Below are 23,363 nucleotides of genomic sequence, written 5' to 3'. Positions count from 1 at the left end.
AACTCGTCACCGGCCGCTCGCGCGTCTGCGAGAAGCTCCCCGGTTCAGCGGGTATCCGGCCTCGGGATGTAGATGCCCGCCGCGCGCAGTCTGGCTTCGATGCGCGCCGCCACCTGCGCCGCGGCCGACTCCTGCTCCTCGCCGTGGTGGGCGATGATCCGGTAACGGGTCGCCGCCTCGGTGCGGGCTTGCATTCCGGTCAGGATCTTCAGCTGCTCGGGGTTGGCGAGGTAGTGGTCGGCCATGGCGTCGGCGAATTCGGGAATGCGCGGGTCGTCGGGTGCCCAGGTCGCGACTTCCGAGGCGCGCAGGCTGATAGCGACGAACCGCGGGTCTTCGAGCGCCTGCTCGAGGTGGGTGAGGTACTCGTCGAAGCCTTCCGGCACCAGGGCTTTGGCCAGCACCCAGCCCTCACGGGCGGTCGCGATCTCCTCCGGGACGAACCCGAGGCCGGGCATCCGCTCCAGCAGTGCCACCGCGCGGTCGGGCAGCAGGGCCCGATTGCCGTCGGCGAGCCGGTGCAAGGTGTCGCGCCGGGCGGTCAGTTCCTCGATCCGTGCGGTGAGGTCCCGTTCGACTTCGGCCAGGGCGGCGGCGAACTGGGCGGCGTCGGCGTCGAGCAGGGGCCCGATCTCGGCCAGCGGCACCCCGGCGGCGGCCAGCGTCCGCACCTGGACCAGGCGCAACAGATCCGCCGAGGCGTAGCGGCGGTAGCCGGAGCTGTCCCGATCGGGTTCGGCGACCAAACCCTGCTTGTGATAGTGCCGCACGGTCTTGACCGTGACGCCGACGAAGGCCGCCGCCTGCCCGATCGTGACGCCGTTGCTCATCGCCGCTTGATGCCGCTCGCGAACGACAGCAGCAGGTCCAGCACGGGCGTAGGGGTGAGACCGGCGGACAGGACCTGCGCCTTGCCCGCCAGTCCGACCACGTAGCGGGCCTTGGGTTTACGAGCGGTGAGCGCGCGTTCGACCGCGCCGACGACGGTTCCGACCGGCGCGGCCAGCTTCTGGACCTGCGCCGCCATCTTCCGCATACCCGCCAGCTGGGACCCGTACAGTTCGCGCTGCGCGGGCGTCAGCCGTTCCAGGCCCGCGTCGACCATGTCCAGCGCGCCGCCCCACATATCGGTGTCGGTCGGACCGGGCTCCACCATCGATACCGGAATCCCCCACGGCCGCAACTCGATGCGCAGCGCGTCGACCATGCCCTCCAGCGCGAACTTCGACGAGTTGTAGGCGCCGGTGCCCGGGGTGGAGATGCGGCCGCTGAGCGAGGACAGGAAAACGATGCGGCCCTTGCTCGCGCGCAGCCGCGGCAGCACCGCCTGGGTCACCGCGATCGTCCCGAAGACGTTCACCTCGAACTGCCGCCGCATATCGTCCACGGTGAGCGTCTCGACCGGGCCGTCCACCACGATGCCCGCGTTGTTCACCACGGCGTCCAGCGCGGCGGGCAGGACCTCGTCCAGTGCGGCGATCTGGCCGGCGTCGGTGATATCCAGCACGACCGGAACGATCGCCGGGTGCTCGGCGGCCAGCGCCTCGCCATCGGCGATCTTGCGAACACCGGCGTACACGCGCCAGCCCTGCTCTGCCAATCGCAGCGCGAGGGCCTTGCCGATACCGCGTCCCGCCCCGGTCACCAACACAGATTTCATGGGCCGAAGCCTAGTGGGCGTAACTATCGCCCGGCATGCCCCGATCGAATGCGTAAGGGGTCGAAGGTGGGAGCCGTGATGGGTAATGAGGACAGTCCGTTCGGCGCGCCCGGTTTATGGCGCCTCTACGACGTCCTCCAGCAGCAAGCAAACGCGTTCCGGGCGGCCCTCGGCGCCGCGGCGGCGCTCGCGCTGGCCACCGGCGGCGTCTTCGTCTTCTTCCACGCCCAACCGGACGAGATCCCGCTGACACCGCACCGGCCGTTCACCTACCCGGTGGTCACCGAACCACTCACGACAACCCCGGAACCGGCGACCAGTCCAGCGCCGACGAGCTAGCCGCCGGTCGCGTCCTTCCGCAAACCGTACAGCGCGAGCAGCGGTTTCAGCGGCATCCACTCGCCGAACCGATACTCCGCACCGCGGACCAGCCGCGCCGCCAGCTCGGGCTCCTGCCGCGCGAGATAGCGCCGGGCCTTCTCCGCGTGCAGCGGCACCGAGACGATTTTGATCCGATCGGCATCCCGCAGGAACGGGATCGCGAACATGATGTTCTCCCAGGTACTCCGGCTCTCCTCCTCCAAGACGAACGCGCCGCGATACCCGCGTTCAGCGCCGGCGTAACCGGCCATCAGCGCCGCCTCGCTGCGCGGACCCGCGCACGCGCCGCCACAGAACACGATTCGGCTCTCGACCGCGCCGGGATCGATGGACCGCAATCCGGCTCGCACCCGCCACCTGTTCATGGCATTGGCGCGCGGGCCCGCATTGCGATAGCCCAGCACCACCACGACCTCGGAACCACCCCGAGCAGATCCCACGCCCCGGCGCGCGGCGCGCCAATTCGCCCACTCACCCCACAGCAGCACCAGCGCGAGACCGCCGGCCAGCCGAGTCCGTTTCCGCATCGGTTCAGCCAAGCACACCAGTGATCAGGAATCGAGAAGCCTCGGGGCCCGCCGCGCGCCTACCGTATTTCTCATGTGCAACACACCTTTTCAGCCGCCCCGCACCACCTCCCTGGCGCTGCAGTACGTCCAGGTCACGGTCCTCGATTTCGACGAGTCCCTGGCCTTCTACCGCGACGCCCTCGGCCTCGAGGTCGTCAGCGACCTGGGCTCCGGCGACAAGCGCTGGGTCAACCTCACCAGCCCGAACCAGCCCGGACTCGAGTACGTGCTGTCCACCCCGCACGCCGGGCGTTCCCAGGAAGACGGCGACGCGCTGCGGGCCGTGCTGGTCAAGGGCATTCTGCCCATGCTGGTCTTCACCACCGACGACCTCGAAGCCACCTTCGAGCGGGTCAAGGCCGCCGGCGCGGAGGTCCTCCAGGAACCGGTCGACCGTCCGTGGGGTCCGCGCGACTCGGCTTTCCGCGACCCGTCGGGCACCACTGTGCGGATCCAGCAGGGCGAGGTCGTCCGCCGTCCCAAGAAGACCGCACCCACTGCGTGAGCCCGGCTATCCCTCGATGACGACCTTGCCCTCGGCACCCGGGGCGATGAACGGCAGCAGTGCTTCCGCCTCGGCCCGCACCGCCGCCTCGTCGGAGCTCGACAGCGGATGCCACGGGGTGATTCGGATGGTCGCGTCGTCGAGGGCCCAGCGGCCGTGGACGAAGCCGTCCACCAGGTACATGGGGATCCCGGCCGAGGCTTCCTTGGCGATGCGCTGCCGGTCTTCCTCGGCGATGATGCGGCGGCGGTCCTTGTGACCGAGGACGGCGTTGTCGAAGGCGGGCAGGAAGCGGACCGGGACTTCCAGGTCCGGATCGGCCAGCGGGGCATCGGGCAGGTCGAAGAGGACCTTGTGCTGGTCGTCGGTGAAAACCGTTAGTTCCGAGCGCATTCCGTCGATGACCTCGGCCAGCTTGGTGGTGCCGGACCAGGCCTGCATGTCGGCGACGGTGGCCGGGCCGAAGGCGGCCAGGTAGCGCCGGATCAGCTGCCGCGGGTCGGCGGGGGCGAGCGGGGCGCCGATCCATTCGTCGGCCAGGCTGACCGTGACGTAGCGGTTGCGCCAGCGGCCCCAGGTCCCGGTTTCGGCGCTGTGCGCCAGCGGAACCATGACTTCCACCGATTCGGCGAGCCGGCGCACGTGCCGGTCCGGGAAATGCTCGGCGAGCAGCTTGCCGAAATCACTGCGGGACAACGCTTTACCGGAGAGGAGCGCGCGGCCGGTGGCGGCCAAGCGGGCCAGGTCGACACCGTCGATCTCCTCCCGGTAGTAGGCCGCTTTCAGCATTGCGTCGATCCAGGGCTGCATGGTGGGGCGCAGCCAGGTGAAGTCCTCGGCGGTGGCCAGGTGCACGGTGCGGCGAATCATGGTGGAGCGCACCAGTTTCCGGTCGCGCAACAACGCTTCCAGATCGGCGTGACCGAAATCGGCCAGCCGCGTCCACAATCCGACATAGGGCCAGTTCGGTTCCTGGCCCTGGACCGCCACCAGATGCCGGACCAGCTCCAGCGGAGTGAGCTCGACCCGCTCGACCAGCAGCTGGCGTACCAGCAGCGTCCGGTTCAATTCCCGCAGCGATAGTTCGGTCATGCCTCCATCCTCGCCCAGACCACCGACAGATTCGCCGTGACCGCGCCGCCGCGAGCGTCGCCCGCTGCGGCGGCGGGCTCAGGGCGCGGCCGGCTCCATCCGCAGCGGCACGCCGATCCGGTTCCACAGATTGATCATGGCGGTCACCGCCACCAGGCCGGCGCGTGCGTCCTCCTCGAAGTGCTTCTCGACCTCGGCCCACACCCCGTCGGTGACGCCGTGCGGCCCCAGCGTGGTCACCTCTTCGGCGTAGGCCAGCGCCGCCTTCTCGGTATCGGTGAACTTCACCGACTCCCGCCAGGCATTCAAGTAGTAGATGCGCTGCTCGGTTTCCCCGTGCAGCCGGGCGTCGGTGGTGTGCATGTCGATGCAGAACAGGCAGCCGTTGATCTGGGAGACCCGGATCTTGACCAGCTCCCGGACCGTCGCGTCCAGCGGTCCGCGCCGGATCGCCATCTCGGCGGCGTACCAGCCTTTATAGACCTCAGGGGCGAGTCCGGGCAGGTTCAGGCGAGGCATGAAATGTCCTTTCGTCGGTCTTCACCAGCTAGACGACACAGCCTCGGCAAATGTGACACGCGCCTAGGATTCCGGCAAACATCGGTCCCGATCGGGCAGGTCGTCGCAGGGCGCGTTGCCGAAGGCCCGCAGCACCTCCTGCCCGGTCTGCTCGGTCAGGAAACGCAGGAACGCCGCCGCCAGCGAATCGCCGGGCGGGTCGCCGTAGCTGTAGGCGTACTCGACGCCCCAGAACGGGTAGGTCCGGGTGATCGCGGCGTCCCGGTCGGCCCGCACACCGCCGATCGTCACCGGCACCACCTCCGCCTTGCTCGCCTCGGCGAACGCGCTGTACCCGATCGCTCCGGGCAGTTCGGCGACCGCGCGGATCATGTCGCTGGTCACCTGCACATCGCAGTGCGCGGGCTCGGCGCCGATCAAGTCCTTGATGCCGGTGCAGCTCGCATGCCGTCGCGACGGCTGCTGTTCGGCGTCGAGCAGCCGCCGATCGAAGGTGTCCCGGGTACCGGAGCCGGGCAGCCGGTTCACCAGGACCACCGGAATATCCTTGCCGCCCAGCTCTTTCCAGTTGGTGATCCGATCCTGAAAGAGGTCGCGCACCTGCGCGACGGTGAGATCGCGGACCCCCACGTCCTTGTGCACGATCACCGCGAACAGCGCCACCGCCAGCGCCCGATGCCGCAGCGCCGGATACCCGACACCCTTCGAGCCGTCACTGATCGCCAGCAGTTCCCGATTGTCCTTGCCCTGCAGCGTGACTCGATCGAGCCCGCGCTCGGTGCCTTCGAAGCCGAACGCGAATTCCGCACCCGTGCACCGCTGCGCGTACTGCGCGGCCGCCGCCCGGATCACCGGTTCGAAGGCCGAGGAACCGACCAGGGTGAGCCGGCCCGAGGCGCAATCCGCCGGCATCGGTTCCGGCTCGAACACCGCGACCGCGAACTGCACGACGATCACCAGCACCAGAAACGCGACCAGCGCCAGCATCATCCGGGAAATCCCGGTGCGGCTCTCGGTTTCGGTGACCCGCCCGCGCTTGAGACCGCCCACCAGCACGGGCGCCGGGTACCCGCCATTGCCCTCGGAACGCTGCAGAATCGCGAGAATCTTGTAGTGGTCGGACCGGTCCAGCGGCACCTTGGGCAGATCGATCACGCCGATGTGCCCGCCGGTGTCCTCGCGCACCCCGATCCCGGAATTGCCGCCGAGGCTGTCGGCCAAGGCCGGATCGCTGAGCTCGGTGACTGCCATGCCGATCACCCGGCGCTGCGGAAAACGCAGGTGCAGACCGATTCTCGGCGACGGGAGCAGATAGTCGGCGGGCTCGATGGCGGTAGCGCCGCTGTTCTCGATCCGCACCAGCACCACCGACAGATCCCGCAATTCCGCGGGGTCGGAGCGTAATTGCGCGAGCACGCCGGGAAACACCGAGGCGATCTCCCCGGTGACGGGCGTATCCATCTGCACGCGGTAACCCAGACGCCGGCGGCCGACCACGATGAATTCCCACAGGAACGCGCCGACCGGCACCGCGATACCGATCAGCGCCAGCACGGTATCGAGCGGAAAGTCGCCCACCAGAAATCCCACTCCCCACAGATCCGGCAGCCGCAGCAGCGCCGTACCGCCTATTGTCGGCCGGTCCGGCCGCCCCGGCGATGAGCTACGGCAGTGTTCGGCAACAGTTCACCGGATCGCCACCGGGCCGGTCTAGCGGGTGCGCCAGGCGAGCAGCTCGTCCAGCGGCCAGGTATTGATAACCCGTTCGGCGGGAACCGCATTGGCGACGGCGCGTTCGCATCCGTACCCCTGCCAGTCCAGCTGGCCGGGCGCGTGCGCGTCGGTGTCGATGGAGAAGTAGCAGCCGGTCGCCACGGCCAGCCGCAGCAGCCGCGAGGGCGGATCCCGGCGCTCCGGACGGCAATTGATCTCGACGGCGGTGCCGTACTGCTTGCACGCCTCGAACACCACCTCGGCGTCGAAGGTGGATTCCGGCCGGGTGCCGCGCCCGCCGGTCACCAGCCGGCCGGTGCAGTGCCCGAGCACGTCCACGTTCGGGTTCGCGACCGCGTACACCATGCGCTTGGTCATCACATCGCTGTCGGCGCGCAGATGCGAATGCACGCTCGCCACCACGATATCCAGCTCGGCGAGCAGATCCGCCTGCTGATCCAGGGCGCCGTCGTCGAGGATGTCGACTTCGATGCCGGTGAGGATCCGGAACGGGGCGAGTTGCTCGTTCAGTTCCGCCACGACGTCCAGCTGACGGCGCAACCGGTCCGCGGACAGCCCGTTCGCCACGGTCAAGCGCGGCGAATGGTCGGTCAGCGCGCAGTACTCGTGCCCCAATGCCGCTGCGACGCCCATCATCTCGTTGATCGGGCTGCCGCCGTCGGACCAGTTGGAGTGGGTGTGCAGATCGCCGCGCAGCAACGAGCGCAACGGCTTTCCGGGCGCGCCGATCGGTTTCGCCTCGGTCCGCAGGCCGGCCAGATAGTCCGGGATCGCACCGGCGCACGCCTGCTCGATGACGGCGGCGGTCTTCGGCCCGATCCCGGACAACTCCTGCCAGCTGTGCGCCCGTTCATGTTTCGCGCGCTCGGACTTCGACAGTCCGGCCACCACGTCGGCCGCGCGCCGGTACGCCTTCACCCGGTGCGTCTCGGCGCGACCGCGTTCCAACCAGAACCCGATCTCGCGCAGCGCTTCGACCGGCCCGGGCACGGGCCCGGTCGGGATCGGATCCTGGTCGGCCACAGCGTTATCGAATCCGGCTGTACTTCACGAAGGCGACCCCGTCCTCGAAGACGCGACTGGTGATGACCCGGAACCGCGCCGGATCGGGCAGCCGCGGCCCGGAACCGAACAGCGACTTACCGCGCCCCAGCACGATCGGATACAGCTTCAGGAAGATCTGATCGATCTCCGGCAGCAGCACCTGCGCCAGCTCCCCGCCGCCGCACAGCCAGATCCCCAGCCCCTTCTCACGTTTCAGCTCCTGCACCTTCGACACCGGATCGGCGGCGATCAATTCCACAGCCGGGTCCGGAGTTTCGGGCAGCGTGGTGGACACCACGAACTGGCGCAGATGCGCGTACGGGCTCGACGTGCCGGTCCGTACCCCGAAGTCGTGCGTCTTACGTCCCATCAGCACGGTGTCGAAATAGGCGGCCTTCTTGGTGATGCCTCTGGCCTCGCGCACCTTCGTCGGCAGCGTCTCCGGATATTGCGCGGTGATCGCCGGACCGTGGTCACCCCCCACAGGGAAGAAATCGACCGAGCCCTCCTCGGTGGCGATGAACCCGTCGATCGTCGACGCGACGTAATACGTGAGCTTGCGCATGTGGTCCTTCCTCCCGGGCGCCCGGCCTGATGCCCGGACCCCTTAGAAGAAACGGTAGCTCGGTTTGCTCACACCCCGCGAGGCTTTACTTCCCCGGCTGCCATCCCCTGGGGGGCTGGCTCGTCTCGGTCAGCAACATCCGCGTGGCCGGCCCGTACCGGGCTGCGCAAGCCGATCCAAGATCCGCTGTACCTGGATGGCTGCAATGGGAAAACGGGCAGCGATGACGCGTAGCTCAGCCTCGATGTACGGGAGATCATCGGAGAGGGTTGGTGGGGCCGGGTGACCGGCCCAGTCTTGGACTTCGTTGAGCAGTCGCAGGGCGTCATCCCGCTCAGCATTGCTCAAGGCTTCGAGGAAAGGGGCCAGGTGCCGTTGCCCACCGAGGCGGTACGCGGCTGCCCGGAGGGCGACAGCTACAAGTGGTTCTGAATCGGACTGCTCTATGAGAACCTCGACAGGTGCCAGTCCGTCCGGCCCGGACTGCCGCCCGAGCGAGGAGACGGCGAACATTCGGACTGCGGTTTCCTCGTCTATATCCCGAACGACGCCTTCCAGTGCCACCGTCACTTGATTGCCGCTGTAGCCGCCAAGAGCCTCTGCTGCTGAGGCCCGAACAATCCAGGCCGGGTCCGCACGCAAAATCTCGAGCAGCGGAAGAACCGCCGGCGGGAACCCGAGGGGGCCGAAGGCCTCGACTGCTTCATTGCGCACCAGCATTTCCGGATCAGAGAGCAGCGGCAACAGAATCGGCCCGGCCTCATCTGGCTGGAGAACGCCGAGCTCCCCGAATATCTTGACCGCCTCCTCCCGTACCAACTCGTCGCCGGACCGCAGCAGGGGCGCAATATCGGTCAAAGCCAACGCATCCATGTGATCGCTCAATGCGAGCAGCGCGTCACTCTGCCGCGCGGGATCACCTGAGCGGAGCTCGGCCAGGAGGCTCTCTACGTCTCGAGACAAATCGTCTTCCTACTCTGCTCTGGCGTCGGCTCCAGAAGCGATAGCGCCGGCTATCCGACCGGCTAGCGTCCGCCGCCGCCACTGCTGTGGCGACAACCTTCGCTCTTCTCGGTGGCCTTGATTTTCGCTCGCAGTGCACGCTGGCTGAAAGATCGAAACGAGCACGATTCCGACAACCACCGCAGCAGCGATGCCGGTGGCGACCAAGATCGCGTTCTCGATGCCGTTCCGCATATCGGCGAGTGCGACCTGGCGTGCGGCAACGGGTTTGGCGACGGCGGCCGCGGCCGAAGCGACGCCGTCGGCTCCCCCGATGAGTTCCTGGAAGTAGTCGTCGATGTTGCCGAGCTCGGGACCATCGAGGTCATAAAAGGAAACTGCGGCGGGACTTGTCCACCGCATATCGACATCACCACTCACCTTGCCCCGCTGGCGTTTCCGCTCCTCGCCTCCCCTGGGTCAGGGCGCGGGGACGATCATCTCACCCGCGGGCGAGGTTTCGGCTGGCACCGGCCGCAGAAGTAGGAAGAACGGTTCATGAACTTGACGCGTTGCACCGGCGCACCGCATCGGCGGCACGGCTCGTCTTCGCGGCCGTAGACGTTCAGAGCACGCTCGAAGTAGCCGGATTCGCCGTTGACGTTGACGTACAGGGCGTCGAAGGAGGTGCCGCCCGCGTCGAGCGCGTCTCGCATGACGGCGGTCGCTTCGGTCAGCAGGGTACGCACGGCGGGCCGGGTCAGGCTGGAGGCCGTGCGATTGCCGTGGATTTTCGCCCGCCAGAGGGCCTCGTCGGCGTAGATATTGCCGACGCCGGAGATCGCCGTCTGATCGAGCAGAACGCGCTTGATTTCGGTGTTTTTGGCGCGTATGGCGGTGACGGCGAGTTCCAGGTCGAACAGGGGATCCAGGGGGTCGCGGGCGATGTGGGCGACCGGTTCGGGGACGCGGGTGCCGTCCACCTCGATGATCGGAGCAAGTGCCCAGCCACCGAAGGTGCGCTGATCGACGAACCGCAGCTGGGTGCCGTCATGCAGGGTGGCCCGGATGTGGGCGTGCTTCTCGACGGGGGCGTCGGCGGGTTGCACGAGCATCTGCCCGCTCATGCCGAGATGGACGACCAAGGCGTCGTCGGGGTCGTCGAAGGTGAGCCATAAGAATTTTCCGCGCCGCTGCGCGGATTCGACGCGTAGGCCTTGCAGGCGGGCGGCGAGATCGGCGGCGCCTTCGAGATGGCGGCGCACCGAGCGGGGGTGCGTGATCGAGACCGCGTCGATGACTCGGCCGACCACGTGCGCGTCCAGGCCGCGGCGAACCACCTCGACCTCGGGAAGTTCGGGCACCTGTCAGCTTTCGGCGGTCAGCGCCTGGTAGGCGGCGCCCGCCGCCTTCTGCTCGGCTTCCTTCTTGGAACGACCGATGCCCTGACCGTAGGAGCGGCCGCCGATCACCGTGGTCGCGGTGAATTCCTTGTCGTGGTCCGGGCCCGTCGAGGTGATCTCGTAACTGGGCACGCCGATGCCACGTTCGGCGGTGAGCTCTTGCAGGCTGGTCTTCCAATCGAGGCCGGCGCCCATGCGGGGCCCGCGCTCGAGCAGTTCGGCGAACAGGCGCAGGACGACACCGCGCGCGGTCTCGATGCCGTGCTCGAGATGCACGGCGCCCAGCAGCGACTCCATGCCGTCGGCGAGAATGCTCGGCTTGTCCCGGCCCCCGGTGAGCTCTTCGCCCTTACCGAGGTACAGGTGCGGCCCGAGACCGCCCTGACCGAGCCCACGCGCCACCTCGGCGAGCGCGTGCATGTTCACCACACTCGCGCGCAGTTTCGCCAGCTCGCCCTCGGACTTGTCCGGATGCTCGTGGTAGAGGCGCTCGGTGATGCTCAGGCCGAGTACCGAGTCGCCCAGGAATTCCAGGCGCTCGTTGGTCGGCAGGCCGCCGTTCTCGTAGGCGTACGACCGGTGCGTCAGCGCGAGGCGTAGCAGATCCGGTCGTACGTCGACTCCGAGTGCGGCGAGCAGGCTCGCGTGGTCACCGGTTGCTCCGGTGGCGTCCTTACTGGCGGTCACGTCGGTACGTGTGGAAATCGAACCGTCAGACGGCTGCGGTGACCTGGCGGCCCTTGTACGTGCCACAGGACGGGCACGCGATGTGCGGCAGGGTCTTCTCGCCGCAGGCGCGGTTCGGGCAGGTGATCAGGGTCGGCGCGGTGGCCTTCCACTGGCTGCGCCGCGACCTGGTGTTGGAACGGGACATCCGGCGCTTCGGAACGGCCACGACTGACTCTCCTAAGGTCTAAACGGGGGGTTTCTACTACTTACTGGTCTTGGTCTTGCTTGGGCGATTCAGCGGCAAACGACGCGAGCTTGGCCCAGCGAGGGTCAAGTATCTCATGCGAGTGATCAGATCCCGCAATCGCCATCCGCACGCCGCATTCCGCGCACAGTCCCGGGCAATCCGGGGTGCACGTGGGCTGCAACGGCAGCTCCAGCCCGATGGCGTCGACAAGCACCGGCTCCAGGTCGATGGTGTCGTCGACCAGGCGTTGCACTTCGTCTTCCTCGGTGGTCTGCTCGGTGGCGCTGTCCGGGTAGGCGAACAACTCGGTGAGGTACAGCCGCACCTCGGCGGTGAACGGCTCCAGGCAGCGCGAGCACTCCCCCTCGGTCGGCGCGGTCACCGTGCCGGTGACCAGCACACCCTCGGATACCGATTGCAGCATCAGATCGAGCCGCATTTCGGCGCCCTGCGGGGCGGCGACCATCTCCAGACCCATCCGATCGGCGAGGGTGACCGTGCGCTGCAACTCCCGCATATCGCCGGGGCGGCGCCCCAGGCTGCGGGTGTCGACGACGAAGGCGCCGTCGGGCTCGCGGCGCGAGGCCGCACGCGAACGCGACATACGACCGCTGTCAGCGGACATCACGAACTCACCTCACGATCGGAAAAGAGAATGGGCAACCACTCCACAGTACTGGAGCAGCCCGCTCCCGCCCAAATGAGGTGCTGAGGCTAGCGGCGGTACTCGCTCACATAGTCGGGCGCGCCCGCGCCGGAGCGCAGCTGGTGCCGGCCGCGGCCGACGGTGCGCAAGGTGGAGTTCAGGGTTTCCTCGAAGTCGGCGAGGGTGGAGTCGACGTAGTGGTCGCATTCGTCGCGCATCCGGTCCGACTCGCCCTGGGCGGTATCGATGAGCCGCGCGGATTCGGCGTGCGCGGCGCGCACCACCTCGGTCTGCTGCACCAGGCGGGACTGCTCGGCCTCGCCCTCGGCGACGGACCGGTCATAGGAGGCCTGACCGGCCTCGATCATGCGCTCGGACTCGATCCGGGCGCGGCCGGTGAGGGCCTCGTACTCGGCGTTGCCGTCGGCGACCACGCGGTCGGCCTCGGCTTGAGCGCTGGCCACCAGGCGATCGGCGTGCGCGGAGGCCTCGGCGACCATCCGGTCGGCGTGCGCCTTGGCGTCGGCGAGGATGCGATCGGCTTCGGCGCGGGCCGCGCCGACGGTCTGTTCGGCCTCTTCGTTGGCGGTGGTCACGGTGGTCTCGGCCGCGGATCTGGCGTCGGTGACGAGCTTGTCCCGGTGGTCGAGGACATCTTGGGCGTCGTCGAGTTCGCCGGGCAGCGCGTCACGCACGTCGTCGAGCAGCTCGAGCACGTCGCCGCGCGGCACGATGCAGTTGCGGGTCGGCGGGATGCCGCGCGCCTCTTCGACGATGGCCACCAGCTCGTCGAGTGCTTCGAATACGCGATACATGGATCACTCCCGCTTCTCTGCCGTGTCTACCTGAGCCAGTGTGCCTCCGATCACGGCCCACGCCGAGACTTCTATCGGTGTGTCGCGGCAGTGTCTCGTACGCCACAAAAAGAAGTGGAGAGACACCCTCCGCTTGGTGCTACATTCTTAATGAAGACCTGAGAAAGATCTTCTTAAGCGGTTCGCAGGCATCGGGCAGGACACTGAAGCTGGTGATTGACACGTTTCATCCGTTCAGTACATACTGAACACGCAGTACCTTGGAAAGCAGCTCGGAGTCTCCAGAGGCTCAGTTCGATCGGAAATGACCATGACGGTTCTCGAAGCTCCACGGCAGGCGGTTCTCCCCGCGAGCATGTACACCCCGTGGGCCGTCGCATACCCGGCCATGGGCGACTTGACGAACGTCCGGTTCAACCAGCTGATGCAGTACCTGCGCGGCGATCGGGCCTTCGCCCAGCTGATCCGGTTCGCGCTGGTCGGCGGGTCCAGCAATGTCGCCTACGTGCTGCTGTTCTTCGCGATGCACGGCGTCGGGCCGCTGGTCGCCAATGTCGCGGGATCGGTCGTCAGCACCATTATCGCCAACGAACTGCACCGTCAGCTCACCTTCCACGCGGCCGGCCGGGTCGGCTGGTTCACCGCGCAGTGGGAGGGCGGCGGGCTCGCCCTGATCGGGCTCGGTATCAGCACAGCCGGATTGGCGGCCCTGGAGATCTGGGCGCCCGGGCTGGGCGGTGCGGCGCAGGCCGGCGCGGTCCTGGCGCTGACCGCCGCGGTCGGCGGGCTGCGGTTCCTCGCGCTGCGCGGCCTGGTCTTCTGACAGCAAAGACTAAAAGCCCCGGTTCCATCGGAACCGGGGCTTTCTTTCGGTCTCAGCCGCGCCGCTCGGCGAGGCGGGCGAGCAGGCGCTTGTGCACCAGCGGCGGCAGCATGTCGGCGACATCCCCGCCGTAGGCCGCCACTTCCTTGACCAGCGAACTGGACAGGTAGCTGTACACGGGATTGGTGGCGACGAAGAAGGTGTCCACACCGGTGAGCTTCTTGTTCATCTGCGCCATCTGCAACTCATAACCGAAGTCGTTGCCGTCGCGCAGCCCCTTCACGATCGCGCCGATCCCCTCCTGCTTGGCGAAATCCACGGTCAGCCCCTGCCACGAAGCCACCCGCACATTCGGCAACTCCGCGGTGGCCTCCCGAATCATCTCCATCCGTTCCTCGACGGTGAACATGCCCTGCTTCTTCGGATTGACCGACACGGTCACCACGACTTCGTCGAATTGCGCCGCCGCCCTGGTGAATACGTCGAGATGCCCATTGGTGACCGGGTCGAAGGACCCGGGGCACAGTGCTCCAGCCATGACTGGACGCTACCGCGCTTTCCCCGCGAACCGAACGCCGGGACCCGGCCGGCTAGCCCGCGTCGAATTCGGCGAGTTCGATTCGGGTCTCGCCGTATTTGCGGGGCTTGGCGGCGGTATAGCCGGGCGGCCAGGTGATTTCGGGTGAGCGGATGGAGCGCTCGACAATGACGAGGGCGTCGGGGGCGAGCCATTTGTGGTCGGCGAGGAGGCGCAGGTCGGTGGTCACCGCTTCGGTGTCGACATCGTAGGGCGGGTCGGAGAAGACGAGGTCGTATTCGCCGGCGCCGCCGCGTTGCAGGACCGAGGCGACGGTGCCCTGGCGGAGTTCGGCGCCGGGGAGGGCCAGGTCGGTGATGTTGCCCGCGACGATCGCGGCGGCCTTGCGGTCGGATTCGACGAGCAGGGCGTGGGCGGCGCCGCGGGAGAGGGCTTCCAGGCCCAGGGCGCCGGAGCCCGCGTAGAGGTCGAGGACGCGGACGCCCTCGAGATCCAGACGGGCGTCGATGGCGCTGAAGAGGGCCTCGCGCACCCGGTCCGAGGTGGGCCGGGTGCCGGCGGGCGGTACCCGGAGGCGCCGCCCGCCCGCTGCTCCCGCGACGATGCGCGTCATTCGGCGGCAGCCCCCGTGACCGCCAGTTCGACCAGCAGGTCACCGCCTTCGACCTGCTGCACCTTGGCGATGGCGACCCGCGCGACGGTGCCGGCGCGGGGTGCGGTGATCGCGGCCTCCATCTTCATCGCCTCGATGGTGCCGATGGTGTCGCCGGCGGCGACCGCGTCGCCTTCGGACACCGCCAGGGTGACGACACCGGCGAACGGCGCGGCGAGGTGGGCGGGGTTGGTCTTGTCGGCCTTCTCCGCGACCGGGACGTCACTGGCGATAGACCGGTCCCGCACCGCGACGGGGCGGAGCTGGCCGTTGAGAATGCACATGACGGTGCGCATGCCGCGCTCGTCGGGCTCGGAGATCGCTTCCAAGCCGATGAGCAGCGTGACGCCCTTCTCCAGCTGAACCCGATGCTCCTCGCCGTGGCGCAGGCCGTAGAAGAACTGGTTGGCCGACAGCCCGGAGGTGTCGCCGTACTTCTCGCGGTGCGCCTCGAATTCGGCGGTCGGGCCGGCGAACAGCAACCGGTTCAGGGTGCTGCGCCGCTCCAGCGAGCTGCCCGCCAGACCCGCCTCGTCCGCCGCGGAGAGTTCGGTTTCCGGCTTGGCGGGACCGCGGCCGGAGAGGGCCTTGGTGCGGAACGGTTCCGGCCAGCCACCGGCCGGGGTGCCGAGTTCGCCACGCAGGAAACCGATTACCGAATCGGGGATGTCGTAGCGGGCCGGGTCGGCGGCGAACTCCTCGACGCTGACACCGGTGCCGACCAGCGCCAGCGCGAGGTCACCGACCACCTTCGAGGACGGGGTGACCTTGACAAGGCGACCCAGAAGGCGGTCTGCCGCAGCGTATTTCGCTTCGACCTCTTCGAACTGGTCCCCCAGGCCCAGTGCGATGGCCTGCTGGCGCAGGTTCGAGAGCTGACCGCCGGGGATCTCGTGGGTGTAGACCCGCCCGGTCGGCGCGGGGAGCCCGGATTCGAAGGGCGCGTAGACCTTTCGCAGCGCCTCCCAGTACGGCTCCAGATCGCACACATTCTGCAAGTCCAGGCCGGTATCGAATTCACTGTGCGCGGCGGCGGCCACGATCGCCGACAACGCGGGCTGGCTGGTGGTGCCCGCCATCGCGGCGCTGGCCCCGTCGACCGCGTCCGCGCCCGCCTGCCACGCGGCCAGATAAGTCGCCAACTGCCCGCCCGGGGTGTCATGGGTGTGCACGTGCACCGGCAGATCGAAGTTACTACGCAGGGCGGTAACGAGTTTCGCGGCCGCGGGGGCGCGCAGCAGACCGGCCATGTCCTTGATCGCGAGCACATGCGCGCCCGCGTCGACGATCTGCTCGGCCAGCTTCAGGTAGTAGTCCAGGGTGTAGAGGGTTTCGTTCGGGTTCGACAGGTCACCGGTGTAGCTCAACGCGACCTCGGCCAGGGTGGTGCCGGTTTCGCGGACCGCGTCGATGGCCGGGCGCATCTGGTCGACGTTGTTGAGCGCGTCGAAGATGCGGAAGATGTCGATACCGGTCGCCGCGGCCTCGGAAACGAAAGCCCGCGTGACCTTTTCGGGGTACGGGGTGTAGCCGACGGTGTTGCGGCCACGCAACAGCATCTGCAAGTTGATGTTCGGCACCGCCTCACGCAGCGCGGCCAACCGCTCCCACGGATCCTCATACAGGAAGCGCAGCGCCACGTCATAGGTCGCCCCGCCCCAGCATTCGATGGACAGCAGCTCCGGGGTCATCCGGGCGACGTGCCCAGCCACGGCGATGAGCCCGCTGGTCCGCACCCGCGTCGCCAGCAAGGACTGGTGCGCGTCGCGGAAGGTGGTGTCGGTGACCCCGACCGCCTTCTGCTCCCGCAACGCCTGCGCGAACCCGTCCGGACCCAAACGCAGCAGCTTCTGCCGCGAACCGTCCGGCGGCGGCACGCTCAAATCGATGGCGGGCAGCTTGTCGTGCGGATACACCGTGCTGCGACGCTCACCGTGCGGCTTGTTGACGGTGATGTCGGCCAGATAGTTGAGGATCTTGGTGCCACGGTCCGCGGACCCGCGGGAGGTCAGCAGCTGCGGGCGTTCGTCGATGAACGAGGTGGTGACCCGGCCGGCCTTGAAGTCCGGATCGTCGAGCACCGCGAGCAGGAACGGGATGTTGGTCGTGACGCCGCGGATCCGGAACTCCGCGAGGGCGCGCCGAGCCCGGGCCGCCGCCGCGGGCAGGTCCCGGCCGCGGCAGGTCAGCTTCACCAGCATCGAGTCGAAGTAGGCGCCGATCTCCGCGCCCAGGTTCGCGCCGCCGTCCAGGCGGATGCCCGCGCCGCCCGGCGTGCGATAGGCGGTGATCCGCCCGGTGTCGGGGCGGAAACCGTTGGCCGGATCCTCGGTGGTGATCCGGCACTGCAGCGCCGCACCCCGGATGGACACCGAATCCTGGCTCAGGCCAAGCTCTTCCAGCGACTGCCCGGCGGCGATACGCAACTGCGACTGCACCAGGTCGACGTCGGTGATCTCCTCGGTCACCGTGTGCTCGACCTGGATGCGCGGGTTCATCTCGATGAAAACGTGGTTACCGCGCTCATCGAGCAAGAACTCCACGGTGCCCGCGCAGCTGTAACCGATCTGGCGAGCGAAGGCGACCGCGTCGTTGCAGATCCGCTCGCGCAGCGCCGGATCCAGATTCGGCGCGGGAGCGAGCTCGATGACCTTCTGATGGCGGCGCTGCACCGAGCAGTCACGCTCGAACAAATGCATGACATTGCCGTGCTGATCGGCCAGGATCTGCACCTCGATATGACGCGGATTCACCACCGCCTGCTCGAGGAAGACCGTCGGATCACCGAAAGCCGATTCCGCCTCGCGCGAGGCCGCCTCGATCGATTCGCGCAGCTGTTCGGGCGCGGCGACCCGGCGCATACCGCGCCCGCCACCGCCCGCGACGGCCTTCACGAAGATCGGGTACTCGAGCTGTTCGGAGGCGGTCAGCAGCTCATCGATGTCGGCCGACGGCGCGCTGGACTTCAGCACCGGCAGCCCGGCGGCCTTGGCCGCCTCGATGGCGGTGGCCTTGTTGCCCGCCATCTCCAGCACCTCGGCCGAGGGGCCGATGAAGGTGATGCCCTCGCGGGCGCACGCGGCGGCCAGGTCGGGGTTCTCGGAGAGGAAGCCGTAACCGGGATAGATCGCGTCGGCGCCGGCGGACTTGGCCGCGTCGATGATCGCGTCGATGGACAGGTAGGCCCGGACCGGGTGTCCCTGCTCACCGATCTGGTAGGACTCGGCAGCCTTCAGACGATGGACCGAATTGCGGTCCTCGTAGGGAAAGACGGCGACCGTCCCGATGCCCAGTTCGTAGGCCGCGCGGAAGGCGCGGATGGCGATTTCGCCGCGATTGGCAACCAAGACTTTCGAGAACATTGACCCAAGGTACCTGGCGCAGAGCACAGCTCCGACACGGATACGGGCTTCGCAGTCATCTTCACAACCGGGCCTAGCACGGTTGCGAAGTTGCGGAAATCGTGGCGTCACATTTCCGTGCCCGGTGTCCGGAATATTTGCGGCGCGGCTTATGCTGGACAACGCAGCTGGTTTCTCCAGTGCGCGACGAGTTGGAGCCCCGACGTCACGCATCGGAGTCGAGATCTTTCCGGTACACCGGGGATCGAGAGGGAACCCGGTGAGAATCCGGGACTGTCCCGCAGCGGTATGCAGGAACGACCGCCGTCAACCAAGCACTGGAGTGATCCGGGAAGCGACGGCCAGTAGGTGAGCCCCCCACCCCGGGGGTCGGCCAGAAGGCCCGTGCCCGCAAGTCCGAAGACCTGCCAGTTGTGCCGGATACGCCGTATCCGGCGGCCACCGCCTCGTGGAATGGGCGCGCGGACCACCAGTGCAGACATCTTCGGGCTCCCCTACGGCCCGTGCGATGTCTCCCGGTGCTGCCCGCCCGAATGGCGATGGTTCACGACCGACACAGCACTGGAGCACAATCGTGACTGTCAAATCTCCTTTCACCGCAACGGTTCTCGGGCTTCCGCGAGTGGGACCTCGTCGGGAACTCAAACGCGCCACCGAGTCCTACTGGGCCGGGCGTTTGGACGCCTCCGGCCTGCACGGGGTCGCAGCGGACCTGCGCCGCCGGCAGTACGCCGAATTGGCCGCCGCCGGAATCGATTCGGTGCCCGTGGGCACCTTCTCCTACTACGACCAGATGCTCGATACCGCGGTACTGCTCGGCGCGTTGCCGCCGCGGGTCGCCGGTCTCGCGGATCCGCTGGACCGGTACTTCGCCGCCGCGCGCGGTACCGACACCATCGAGCCGCTGGAAATGACCAAGTGGTTCGACACCAACTACCACTATCTGGTGCCCGAAATCGGTGCGGACACCGTGTTCTCGCTGCACCCGGAGAAACTGCTGAGCGAGCTGGCCGAGGCGATCGCGCTCGGCGTTCCGGCCCGGCCGGTGGTGATCGGGCCGCTCACCTTCCTGAAGCTGGCGAAGGCGACCGGCGGCGCGGTGCTGGATCGGCTCGACGAGCTGGTGCCGCTGTACCGGGAATTGCTGCGGCAGCTGGCCGCCGCGGGTGCGCAGTGGGTGCAGATCGACGAGCCGGTGCTGGTCACCGATCTCGATGACGCCGAAATCGAGCTGGTGCGAAGCACTTACAGCGCGCTGTCGGCCGGCGACGATCGCCCGGCGATCCTGGTCGCCACCTACTTCGGGCAGCCGCGGGCGGCGCTGAGCGCGCTGGCGGACACCGATATCGAGGGCGTCGCAGTCGATTTCACCGCCGCCGAGCCCGCCGAGGTGGTGGCGGTGCCCGCGCTGGCCGGCAAGCTGCTGGTCGCCGGTGTGGTCGACGGACGCAATGTCTGGCGCACCGACCTCGATCGGGCGCTGGCGTCGCTGGGCACCGTGCTCGGTTCCGCGGCGGCGGTCGCGGTGTCGACCTCCTGCTCGCTGCTGCACGTGCCCTACACCCTGGCCGTCGAAGCCGGCCTGGACGACCAGCTGCGGTCCTGGCTGGCCTTCGGCGCGGAGAAGGTCGCCGAGGTGCGGCTGCTCGCCACCGCGCTGCAATCGGGCACGGAGGCGGTCGCCGCCGAATTGGCCACGGTCCGTGCGGCGCTGGACACCCGGCGCAACGATCCGCGACTGGCCGACCCGCAGGTGCGGGCCCGGCTGGCGGCGCTCGACGCGGATGCCGACCGGCGCACACCGGCCGACGAACGCCGCGCGCTGCAAGCCGCGCACCTGGACCTGCCCAGCCTGCCGACCACCACGATCGGCTCCTACCCGCAGACCTCGGCGATCCGGGTGGCCCGCGCGCTGCTGCGCAAGGGCCAGATCGACCAGGCCGAGTACGTCCGCCGGATGCGCGCCGAAATCGCCGATGTCATCACGCTGCAGGAGAAGCTGGGCCTGGACGTCCTGGTGCACGGCGAGCCGGAACGCAACGACATGGTGCAGTACTTCGCCGAGCAGCTCGACGGTTTCGCCGCCACCGAACTGGGCTGGGTGCAGTCCTACGGCACCCGCTGCGTGCGCCCGCCGATCCTGTTCGGCGACGTGTCCCGGCGCGAGCCGATGACCGTCGACTGGATCACCTACGCGCAGTCGCTCACCGGCAAGCCGGTCAAGGGCATGCTCACCGGCCCGGTGACCATTCTGGCCTGGTCGTTCGTGCGCGACGATCAGCCGCTGGCCGACTCGGCCGCACAGGTCGCGCTGGCGATCCGCGACGAAACGGTGGACCTGGAGGCGGCGGGCATCCGCATCGTCCAGGTCGACGAGCCCGCCCTGCGCGAGCTGCTGCCGCTGCGCGCCGCCGATCAGCCCGGCTACCTGGACTGGTCGGTGCGGGCCTTCCGCCTGGCCACCTCCGGCGTGGCCGACACCACCCAGGTCCACACCCATCTCTGCTATTCGGAGTTCGGTGAGGTCATCGACGCGATCGCGGGCCTGGACGCCGACGTGACCTCGATCGAGGCCGCGCGCTCGCACATGGAGGTGCTCGACGACCTCAACGCGGCGGGCTTCGACCTGGGTGTCGGGCCGGGCGTGTACGACATCCACTCGCCGCGGGTGCCGAGCGTCGAGGAGATCACCGCCTCGCTGCGAGCGGCGCTGAAAGCCGTTCCCGCCGAGCGGCTCTGGGTGAATCCGGACTGCGGGCTCAAGACCCGCGGGCCGGTCGAGGTGGAAGCGTCGCTGCGCAATATGGTCGCGGCCGCGCACGCCGTTCGCTGATCCGGGCGACCGGCCGCAGGGCGCCTGCGGCCGGTCCGTTCCCGCGTTGCGGGCTTGATTATGACTGACTGGTCATTCATAATCAGAGGCATGCCGAAGATCGTGGACCGAGCCGCTCGCCAGGAGGAGATCCTGGACGCGGCGGCGAAAGTATTCGCGCGCAAGGGGTTCGCCGCGTCGCGCATCGAGGACGTGGCCGCCGAAGCCGGAATCGCCAAGGGCAGCGTGTACCTGTACTTCGAGAGCCGGAACGCACTGCTCACCGGGGTTTTCGACAGCTACGCCGCGAAGGCGGCGCAGGTGCTGACCGAGCTGGGCGCCGGTTCGCCGCTGGAACGGCTGAGCCGTCTGATCCGCGCGACCCTGGAGCTGCTGGCCGCCCACCCCGATCACGCCCGGGTGCTCTTGGATGTGTGGGCCTCGAATCCGCCCATCGACATGGCCGGCATGTATCGCGAATACCGCGGCGCCATCGCGGATCTCCTGACCGAAGCGGCCGCCGACGGCGCACTGCGCCCGGGCATCGGCGCGCCCCACGCGGCGGTGATCGTCGGCGCGATCGAGGGCTGCCTGGTCCAGGCCCTGGTCGACCCCGCGCTGTCGCTGCGCGACCTGACCGAACCTGTCCTGCAACTCTGCGTCGAAGGGATCCGGACATGACACTCACCGATCGCCTGATCGCCCCGGACGCCAGCCGCGGCGAGGCCACCTGCGGCTACAGCGCGGCGATCCTCGGCGCCTCCCTCGTGCTCGTCCTCGGCCTGCACGCCGACCTGACCGGGTGGCGAGTCGCGATCCTCACCCTGGTCGCCTTCGACATGTTCGGCGGCGCCGTGGTCAACTCCACCTGCGCCGCGAAACGCTGGTATCACCGCCCGGGCCGGACGGCGCGGCATCATCTCGGCTTCGTCGCGATCCACATCCAGCCGTTCATCCTGGCCTTGGTGGTGCCCGGCTTCACCTGGCCCACCGCCGCCGCGATCTACGCCACGGCCGTGCTCAGCGCCCTCGCCGTGACCGTCGCCGCCGAACCGCTGCGCCGCCCGATCGCCTTCGCCACCACCGTTTTCGGCATCCTGCTCAGCACCAGCATCCTCACCGTGCCCGCTGTCGCCGCCTGGTTCGCGCCGATCCTGCTGATCAAACTCCTGATCGCCCATCTGCTCCCGGAAGAGGCCGCGCGCTGATCACCCACCGGCGCCCGCATCGGATTCCGGCTTCGGCCGCGGCCGTCTGCGCCGGGACGCGTAACTCTCGCAGACCTCACCCGCCCTCGGTACCGGCCGCGTCCGCTGTTTCCCGCCGATCCCCAGCCGCCACGACTTCGGATCCTCCGGACAACACACCATGTGCCACGCTCCTCGGCCACCGGAGACCCGACGTCCCCTGTTGTAATCCTTCGACGCACCCGCCAGTCATTCGGTTCCGCTATTTCCGCAAGAAGAACGGGGGCCGGGCCGGATCGAAACTCAGCTGCCGAAGGCCCGGGTGATGGCGGCCATGTCGAAGTAGTCGCGCCAGGCGGTGATCAGGCCGTCGTGCACCTCGAACACGCCCACCACCGGCAGCGGGGTATCGCGACCGTCTTTGCCGCGCAGGGTGTCGGTGCGTTCGTTCATGACGGTGGCCCCGTTCGAGACCTGGAGGTGGATGTCGAAATCGATGGCGGTGAACGGGCCGAGCAGGCCGGTGACGAAATCGGCGATCGCGGCGCGACCGAGGACGGGTTCCATCGGAATGTTGTGGTAGACCGCGTCTTCGGCGAAGAACCCGGCGATCTCGGCGGGGTCCGGGTCGGCCCAGGCCTGGCACATGGCACGGACGAGTTCGTCGGGGCTGGTCATCGGAGAATCTCGCTTTCGTCGGACGGAAACCCCGATTCAACCAAACAATTGCTTGGTCTAATGCCGGATCGTCGAGATCGGCCGTGCCGGTCGCTTGTCCACCGCGGCCGCCGCCCTAGGCTGTGCCCATGTCCGCCGACCAACCGCTGCGCTACCGGCTGATCACCGGAGTGGATGATGCCGCGTTCTGCAAACGGATCAGCGACCTTCTCGACGAGGGCTATCGGCTGCACGGACCACCCGCGGTGACCTTCAACGGCACCGATGTCATCGCCGCCCAGGCGCTGGTGTGGGGTGGATTCATGGAATAGCCAGATGTTTCCGAACGCGGAACCTATTCCGCCGCACGGCATGCGCGTACGATATGAGTCTTCATCCCTGCTCCGACGGACCGGGCGGCGTCCTCCGCCGAACTTCGCACGCCACGCATGCGCCCCCATCGCGAAAACACCTTGCACAGGCGGATTTTCGCGGACCGGAACTGCCCATTCTGCGATGTTTGCGAAGCTCCGCGACTATC

General features: G+C 68.2%; 26 protein-coding genes, 1 pseudogene and 1 riboswitch. Of the genes and pseudogenes, 7 read left to right on the top strand and 20 right to left on the bottom strand.

Annotated elements, in window-relative coordinates; genetic code table 11:
• Positions 1 to 44 precede the first annotated feature (44 nt).
• Complete coding sequence (locus AB0M14_RS11240; protein ID WP_364992321.1) at positions 45 to 830, bottom strand: MerR family transcriptional regulator; 786 nt, start codon at positions 828 to 830, stop codon at positions 45 to 47.
• Entirely contained in the window at positions 827 to 1,660 is an 834-nt protein-coding gene (locus tag AB0M14_RS11235; protein ID WP_364992317.1) for an SDR family oxidoreductase, read from the bottom strand. Before AB0M14_RS11235 ends, AB0M14_RS11240 begins: the two co-directional genes overlap by 4 nt.
• Positions 1,661 to 1,735: 75 nt before the next feature.
• Here AB0M14_RS11235 and AB0M14_RS11230 point away from each other — a divergent pair, with 75 nt between their 5' ends.
• Entirely contained in the window at positions 1,736 to 1,999 is a 264-nt protein-coding gene (locus AB0M14_RS11230; protein ID WP_364992314.1) for a hypothetical protein, read from the top strand.
• On the opposite strand, the gene AB0M14_RS11225 is transcribed toward AB0M14_RS11230, so the two are convergent.
• Complete coding sequence (locus AB0M14_RS11225; protein WP_364992311.1) at positions 1,996 to 2,568, bottom strand: YdcF family protein; 573 nt, start codon at positions 2,566 to 2,568, stop codon at positions 1,996 to 1,998. The genes AB0M14_RS11230 and AB0M14_RS11225 overlap by 4 nt on opposite strands.
• A gap of 73 nt (positions 2,569 to 2,641) precedes the next feature.
• Here AB0M14_RS11225 and AB0M14_RS11220 point away from each other — a divergent pair, with 73 nt between their 5' ends.
• On the top strand, positions 2,642 to 3,115 hold the full coding sequence (locus tag AB0M14_RS11220) for a VOC family protein (RefSeq protein WP_364992308.1): 474 nt from the start codon (positions 2,642 to 2,644) through the stop codon (positions 3,113 to 3,115).
• A gap of 6 nt (positions 3,116 to 3,121) precedes the next feature.
• Here AB0M14_RS11220 and AB0M14_RS11215 read toward each other — a convergent pair whose 3' ends face one another.
• The 13 genes and pseudogenes from AB0M14_RS11215 to AB0M14_RS11155 form a co-directional block, all read right to left on the bottom strand.
• The gene (locus AB0M14_RS11215; protein ID WP_364992305.1) at positions 3,122 to 4,207 is read right to left on the bottom strand and encodes a winged helix DNA-binding domain-containing protein; all 1,086 of its coding nucleotides are present in this window, start codon (positions 4,205 to 4,207) and stop codon (positions 3,122 to 3,124) included.
• A 78-nt stretch (positions 4,208 to 4,285) separates the two neighbouring features.
• The gene (locus tag AB0M14_RS11210) at positions 4,286 to 4,726 is read right to left on the bottom strand and encodes a carboxymuconolactone decarboxylase family protein (protein WP_364992302.1); all 441 of its coding nucleotides are present in this window, start codon (positions 4,724 to 4,726) and stop codon (positions 4,286 to 4,288) included.
• Positions 4,727 to 4,789: 63 nt separating this feature from the next.
• The gene (locus AB0M14_RS11205; protein ID WP_364992298.1) at positions 4,790 to 6,304 is read right to left on the bottom strand and encodes a substrate-binding domain-containing protein; all 1,515 of its coding nucleotides are present in this window, start codon (positions 6,302 to 6,304) and stop codon (positions 4,790 to 4,792) included.
• Positions 6,305 to 6,436: 132 nt separating this feature from the next.
• Positions 6,437 to 7,483 (bottom strand): PHP domain-containing protein, encoded by a 1,047-nt coding sequence (locus tag AB0M14_RS11200; protein ID WP_364992295.1) that lies wholly within the window; start codon positions 7,481 to 7,483, stop codon positions 6,437 to 6,439.
• Positions 7,484 to 7,487: 4 nt separating this feature from the next.
• A complete protein-coding gene (locus AB0M14_RS11195) occupies positions 7,488 to 8,069 on the bottom strand; it encodes a dihydrofolate reductase family protein (protein WP_364992292.1) in 582 nt (193 codons plus the stop codon).
• Between the two features lie 129 nt (positions 8,070 to 8,198).
• Positions 8,199 to 8,942 (bottom strand): HEAT repeat domain-containing protein, encoded by a 744-nt coding sequence (locus AB0M14_RS11190; protein WP_364995646.1) that lies wholly within the window; start codon positions 8,940 to 8,942, stop codon positions 8,199 to 8,201.
• Positions 8,943 to 8,954: 12 nt separating this feature from the next.
• Positions 8,955 to 9,032: pseudogene (locus tag AB0M14_RS11185) on the bottom strand (hypothetical protein); the annotation flags it as partial.
• A gap of 9 nt (positions 9,033 to 9,041) precedes the next feature.
• Positions 9,042 to 9,452, bottom strand: coding sequence for a hypothetical protein (locus tag AB0M14_RS11180; RefSeq protein ID WP_364992289.1), 411 nt, complete (start codon positions 9,450 to 9,452; stop codon positions 9,042 to 9,044).
• A 56-nt stretch (positions 9,453 to 9,508) separates the two neighbouring features.
• Positions 9,509 to 10,375, bottom strand: coding sequence for a bifunctional DNA-formamidopyrimidine glycosylase/DNA-(apurinic or apyrimidinic site) lyase (gene mutM / locus AB0M14_RS11175; RefSeq protein WP_364992286.1), 867 nt, complete (start codon positions 10,373 to 10,375; stop codon positions 9,509 to 9,511).
• Positions 10,376 to 10,378: 3 nt separating this feature from the next.
• A complete protein-coding gene (gene rnc, locus AB0M14_RS11170) occupies positions 10,379 to 11,101 on the bottom strand; it encodes a ribonuclease III (RefSeq protein WP_364992283.1) in 723 nt (240 codons plus the stop codon).
• Between the two features lie 25 nt (positions 11,102 to 11,126).
• Positions 11,127 to 11,309 carry a 50S ribosomal protein L32 gene (gene rpmF / locus AB0M14_RS11165; protein ID WP_014987105.1) on the bottom strand — a complete coding sequence of 61 codons (183 nt, stop codon included), beginning with the start codon at positions 11,307 to 11,309 and terminating at the stop codon, positions 11,127 to 11,129.
• Between the two features lie 40 nt (positions 11,310 to 11,349).
• On the bottom strand, positions 11,350 to 11,955 hold the full coding sequence (locus AB0M14_RS11160; RefSeq protein WP_364992280.1) for a DUF177 domain-containing protein: 606 nt from the start codon (positions 11,953 to 11,955) through the stop codon (positions 11,350 to 11,352).
• A gap of 89 nt (positions 11,956 to 12,044) precedes the next feature.
• Positions 12,045 to 12,791 carry a DivIVA domain-containing protein gene (locus AB0M14_RS11155; RefSeq protein WP_364992278.1) on the bottom strand — a complete coding sequence of 249 codons (747 nt, stop codon included), beginning with the start codon at positions 12,789 to 12,791 and terminating at the stop codon, positions 12,045 to 12,047.
• Positions 12,792 to 13,101: 310 nt separating this feature from the next.
• Between AB0M14_RS11155 and AB0M14_RS11150 the strand changes: the two genes are divergently transcribed.
• Positions 13,102 to 13,614: a GtrA family protein gene (locus AB0M14_RS11150; protein ID WP_364992276.1), complete on the top strand. Its 513-nt coding sequence runs from the start codon at positions 13,102 to 13,104 to the stop codon at positions 13,612 to 13,614.
• A gap of 52 nt (positions 13,615 to 13,666) precedes the next feature.
• On the opposite strand, the gene coaD is transcribed toward AB0M14_RS11150, so the two are convergent.
• Genes coaD through AB0M14_RS11135 form a run of 3 tightly spaced genes read right to left on the bottom strand, consistent with a single transcriptional unit; the run spans position 13,667 to position 18,166 of the window.
• Positions 13,667 to 14,152 (bottom strand): pantetheine-phosphate adenylyltransferase, encoded by a 486-nt coding sequence (gene coaD / locus AB0M14_RS11145; RefSeq protein WP_364992273.1) that lies wholly within the window; start codon positions 14,150 to 14,152, stop codon positions 13,667 to 13,669.
• Between the two features lie 52 nt (positions 14,153 to 14,204).
• A complete protein-coding gene (gene rsmD / locus AB0M14_RS11140; protein WP_364992270.1) occupies positions 14,205 to 14,765 on the bottom strand; it encodes a 16S rRNA (guanine(966)-N(2))-methyltransferase RsmD in 561 nt (186 codons plus the stop codon).
• A complete protein-coding gene (locus tag AB0M14_RS11135) occupies positions 14,762 to 18,166 on the bottom strand; it encodes a pyruvate carboxylase (protein WP_364992267.1) in 3,405 nt (1,134 codons plus the stop codon). Before AB0M14_RS11135 ends, rsmD begins: the two co-directional genes overlap by 4 nt.
• A 213-nt stretch (positions 18,167 to 18,379) precedes the next feature.
• Positions 18,380 to 18,593, top strand: a riboswitch (cobalamin riboswitch).
• Between the two features lie 147 nt (positions 18,594 to 18,740).
• Here AB0M14_RS11135 and metE point away from each other — a divergent pair.
• The 3 genes from metE (at position 18,741) to AB0M14_RS11120 (ending at position 22,186) form a co-directional block, all read left to right on the top strand.
• Entirely contained in the window at positions 18,741 to 20,999 is a 2,259-nt protein-coding gene (gene metE, locus AB0M14_RS11130) for a 5-methyltetrahydropteroyltriglutamate--homocysteine S-methyltransferase (protein ID WP_364992264.1), read from the top strand.
• A 90-nt stretch (positions 21,000 to 21,089) separates the two neighbouring features.
• The gene (locus AB0M14_RS11125; RefSeq protein ID WP_364992261.1) at positions 21,090 to 21,659 is read left to right on the top strand and encodes a TetR/AcrR family transcriptional regulator; all 570 of its coding nucleotides are present in this window, start codon (positions 21,090 to 21,092) and stop codon (positions 21,657 to 21,659) included.
• A complete protein-coding gene (locus AB0M14_RS11120) occupies positions 21,656 to 22,186 on the top strand; it encodes a hypothetical protein (RefSeq protein ID WP_364992258.1) in 531 nt (176 codons plus the stop codon). Before AB0M14_RS11125 ends, AB0M14_RS11120 begins: the two co-directional genes overlap by 4 nt.
• A gap of 282 nt (positions 22,187 to 22,468) precedes the next feature.
• On the opposite strand, the gene AB0M14_RS11115 is transcribed toward AB0M14_RS11120, so the two are convergent.
• Positions 22,469 to 22,843, bottom strand: a complete 375-nt coding sequence (locus AB0M14_RS11115) for a limonene-1,2-epoxide hydrolase family protein (protein ID WP_364992255.1) — start codon at positions 22,841 to 22,843, stop codon at positions 22,469 to 22,471.
• A gap of 128 nt (positions 22,844 to 22,971) precedes the next feature.
• Between AB0M14_RS11115 and AB0M14_RS11110 the strand changes: the two genes are divergently transcribed.
• Positions 22,972 to 23,154 carry a DUF1737 domain-containing protein gene (locus AB0M14_RS11110; protein ID WP_364992252.1) on the top strand — a complete coding sequence of 61 codons (183 nt, stop codon included), beginning with the start codon at positions 22,972 to 22,974 and terminating at the stop codon, positions 23,152 to 23,154.
• Positions 23,155 to 23,363 lie beyond the last annotated feature (209 nt).

Source organism: Nocardia sp. NPDC051832, from assembly GCF_040681285.1.
Taxonomy (GTDB): domain Bacteria; phylum Actinomycetota; class Actinomycetes; order Mycobacteriales; family Mycobacteriaceae; genus Nocardia.
The sequence above is the reverse complement of the archived record's forward strand: the minus strand, read 5'-3'. Positions and strand labels throughout refer to the sequence as shown.

Coding starts and splice junctions, on each gene's coding strand:
- AB0M14_RS11240 (WP_364992321.1), bottom strand. CDS start 830: ATGAGCAACGGCGTCACGATCGGGCAGGCGGCGGCCTTCGTCGGCGTC.
- AB0M14_RS11235 (WP_364992317.1), bottom strand. CDS start 1,660: ATGAAATCTGTGTTGGTGACCGGGGCGGGACGCGGTATCGGCAAGGCC.
- AB0M14_RS11225 (WP_364992311.1), bottom strand. CDS start 2,568: ATGCGGAAACGGACTCGGCTGGCCGGCGGTCTCGCGCTGGTGCTGCTG.
- AB0M14_RS11220 (WP_364992308.1), top strand. CDS start 2,642: ATGTGCAACACACCTTTTCAGCCGCCCCGCACCACCTCCCTGGCGCTG.
- AB0M14_RS11215 (WP_364992305.1), bottom strand. CDS start 4,207: ATGACCGAACTATCGCTGCGGGAATTGAACCGGACGCTGCTGGTACGC.
- AB0M14_RS11210 (WP_364992302.1), bottom strand. CDS start 4,726: ATGCCTCGCCTGAACCTGCCCGGACTCGCCCCTGAGGTCTATAAAGGC.
- AB0M14_RS11195 (WP_364992292.1), bottom strand. CDS start 8,069: ATGCGCAAGCTCACGTATTACGTCGCGTCGACGATCGACGGGTTCATC.
- AB0M14_RS11190 (WP_364995646.1), bottom strand. CDS start 8,942: ATGGATGCGTTGGCTTTGACCGATATTGCGCCCCTGCTGCGGTCCGGC.
- AB0M14_RS11160 (WP_364992280.1), bottom strand. CDS start 11,955: ATGTCCGCTGACAGCGGTCGTATGTCGCGTTCGCGTGCGGCCTCGCGC.
- AB0M14_RS11155 (WP_364992278.1), bottom strand. CDS start 12,791: ATGTATCGCGTATTCGAAGCACTCGACGAGCTGGTGGCCATCGTCGAA.
- AB0M14_RS11150 (WP_364992276.1), top strand. CDS start 13,102: ATGACGGTTCTCGAAGCTCCACGGCAGGCGGTTCTCCCCGCGAGCATG.
- coaD (WP_364992273.1), bottom strand. CDS start 14,152: ATGGCTGGAGCACTGTGCCCCGGGTCCTTCGACCCGGTCACCAATGGG.
- rsmD (WP_364992270.1), bottom strand. CDS start 14,765: ATGACGCGCATCGTCGCGGGAGCAGCGGGCGGGCGGCGCCTCCGGGTA.
- AB0M14_RS11135 (WP_364992267.1), bottom strand. CDS start 18,166: ATGTTCTCGAAAGTCTTGGTTGCCAATCGCGGCGAAATCGCCATCCGC.
- AB0M14_RS11125 (WP_364992261.1), top strand. CDS start 21,090: ATGCCGAAGATCGTGGACCGAGCCGCTCGCCAGGAGGAGATCCTGGAC.
- AB0M14_RS11120 (WP_364992258.1), top strand. CDS start 21,656: ATGACACTCACCGATCGCCTGATCGCCCCGGACGCCAGCCGCGGCGAG.
- AB0M14_RS11115 (WP_364992255.1), bottom strand. CDS start 22,843: ATGACCAGCCCCGACGAACTCGTCCGTGCCATGTGCCAGGCCTGGGCC.
- AB0M14_RS11110 (WP_364992252.1), top strand. CDS start 22,972: ATGTCCGCCGACCAACCGCTGCGCTACCGGCTGATCACCGGAGTGGAT.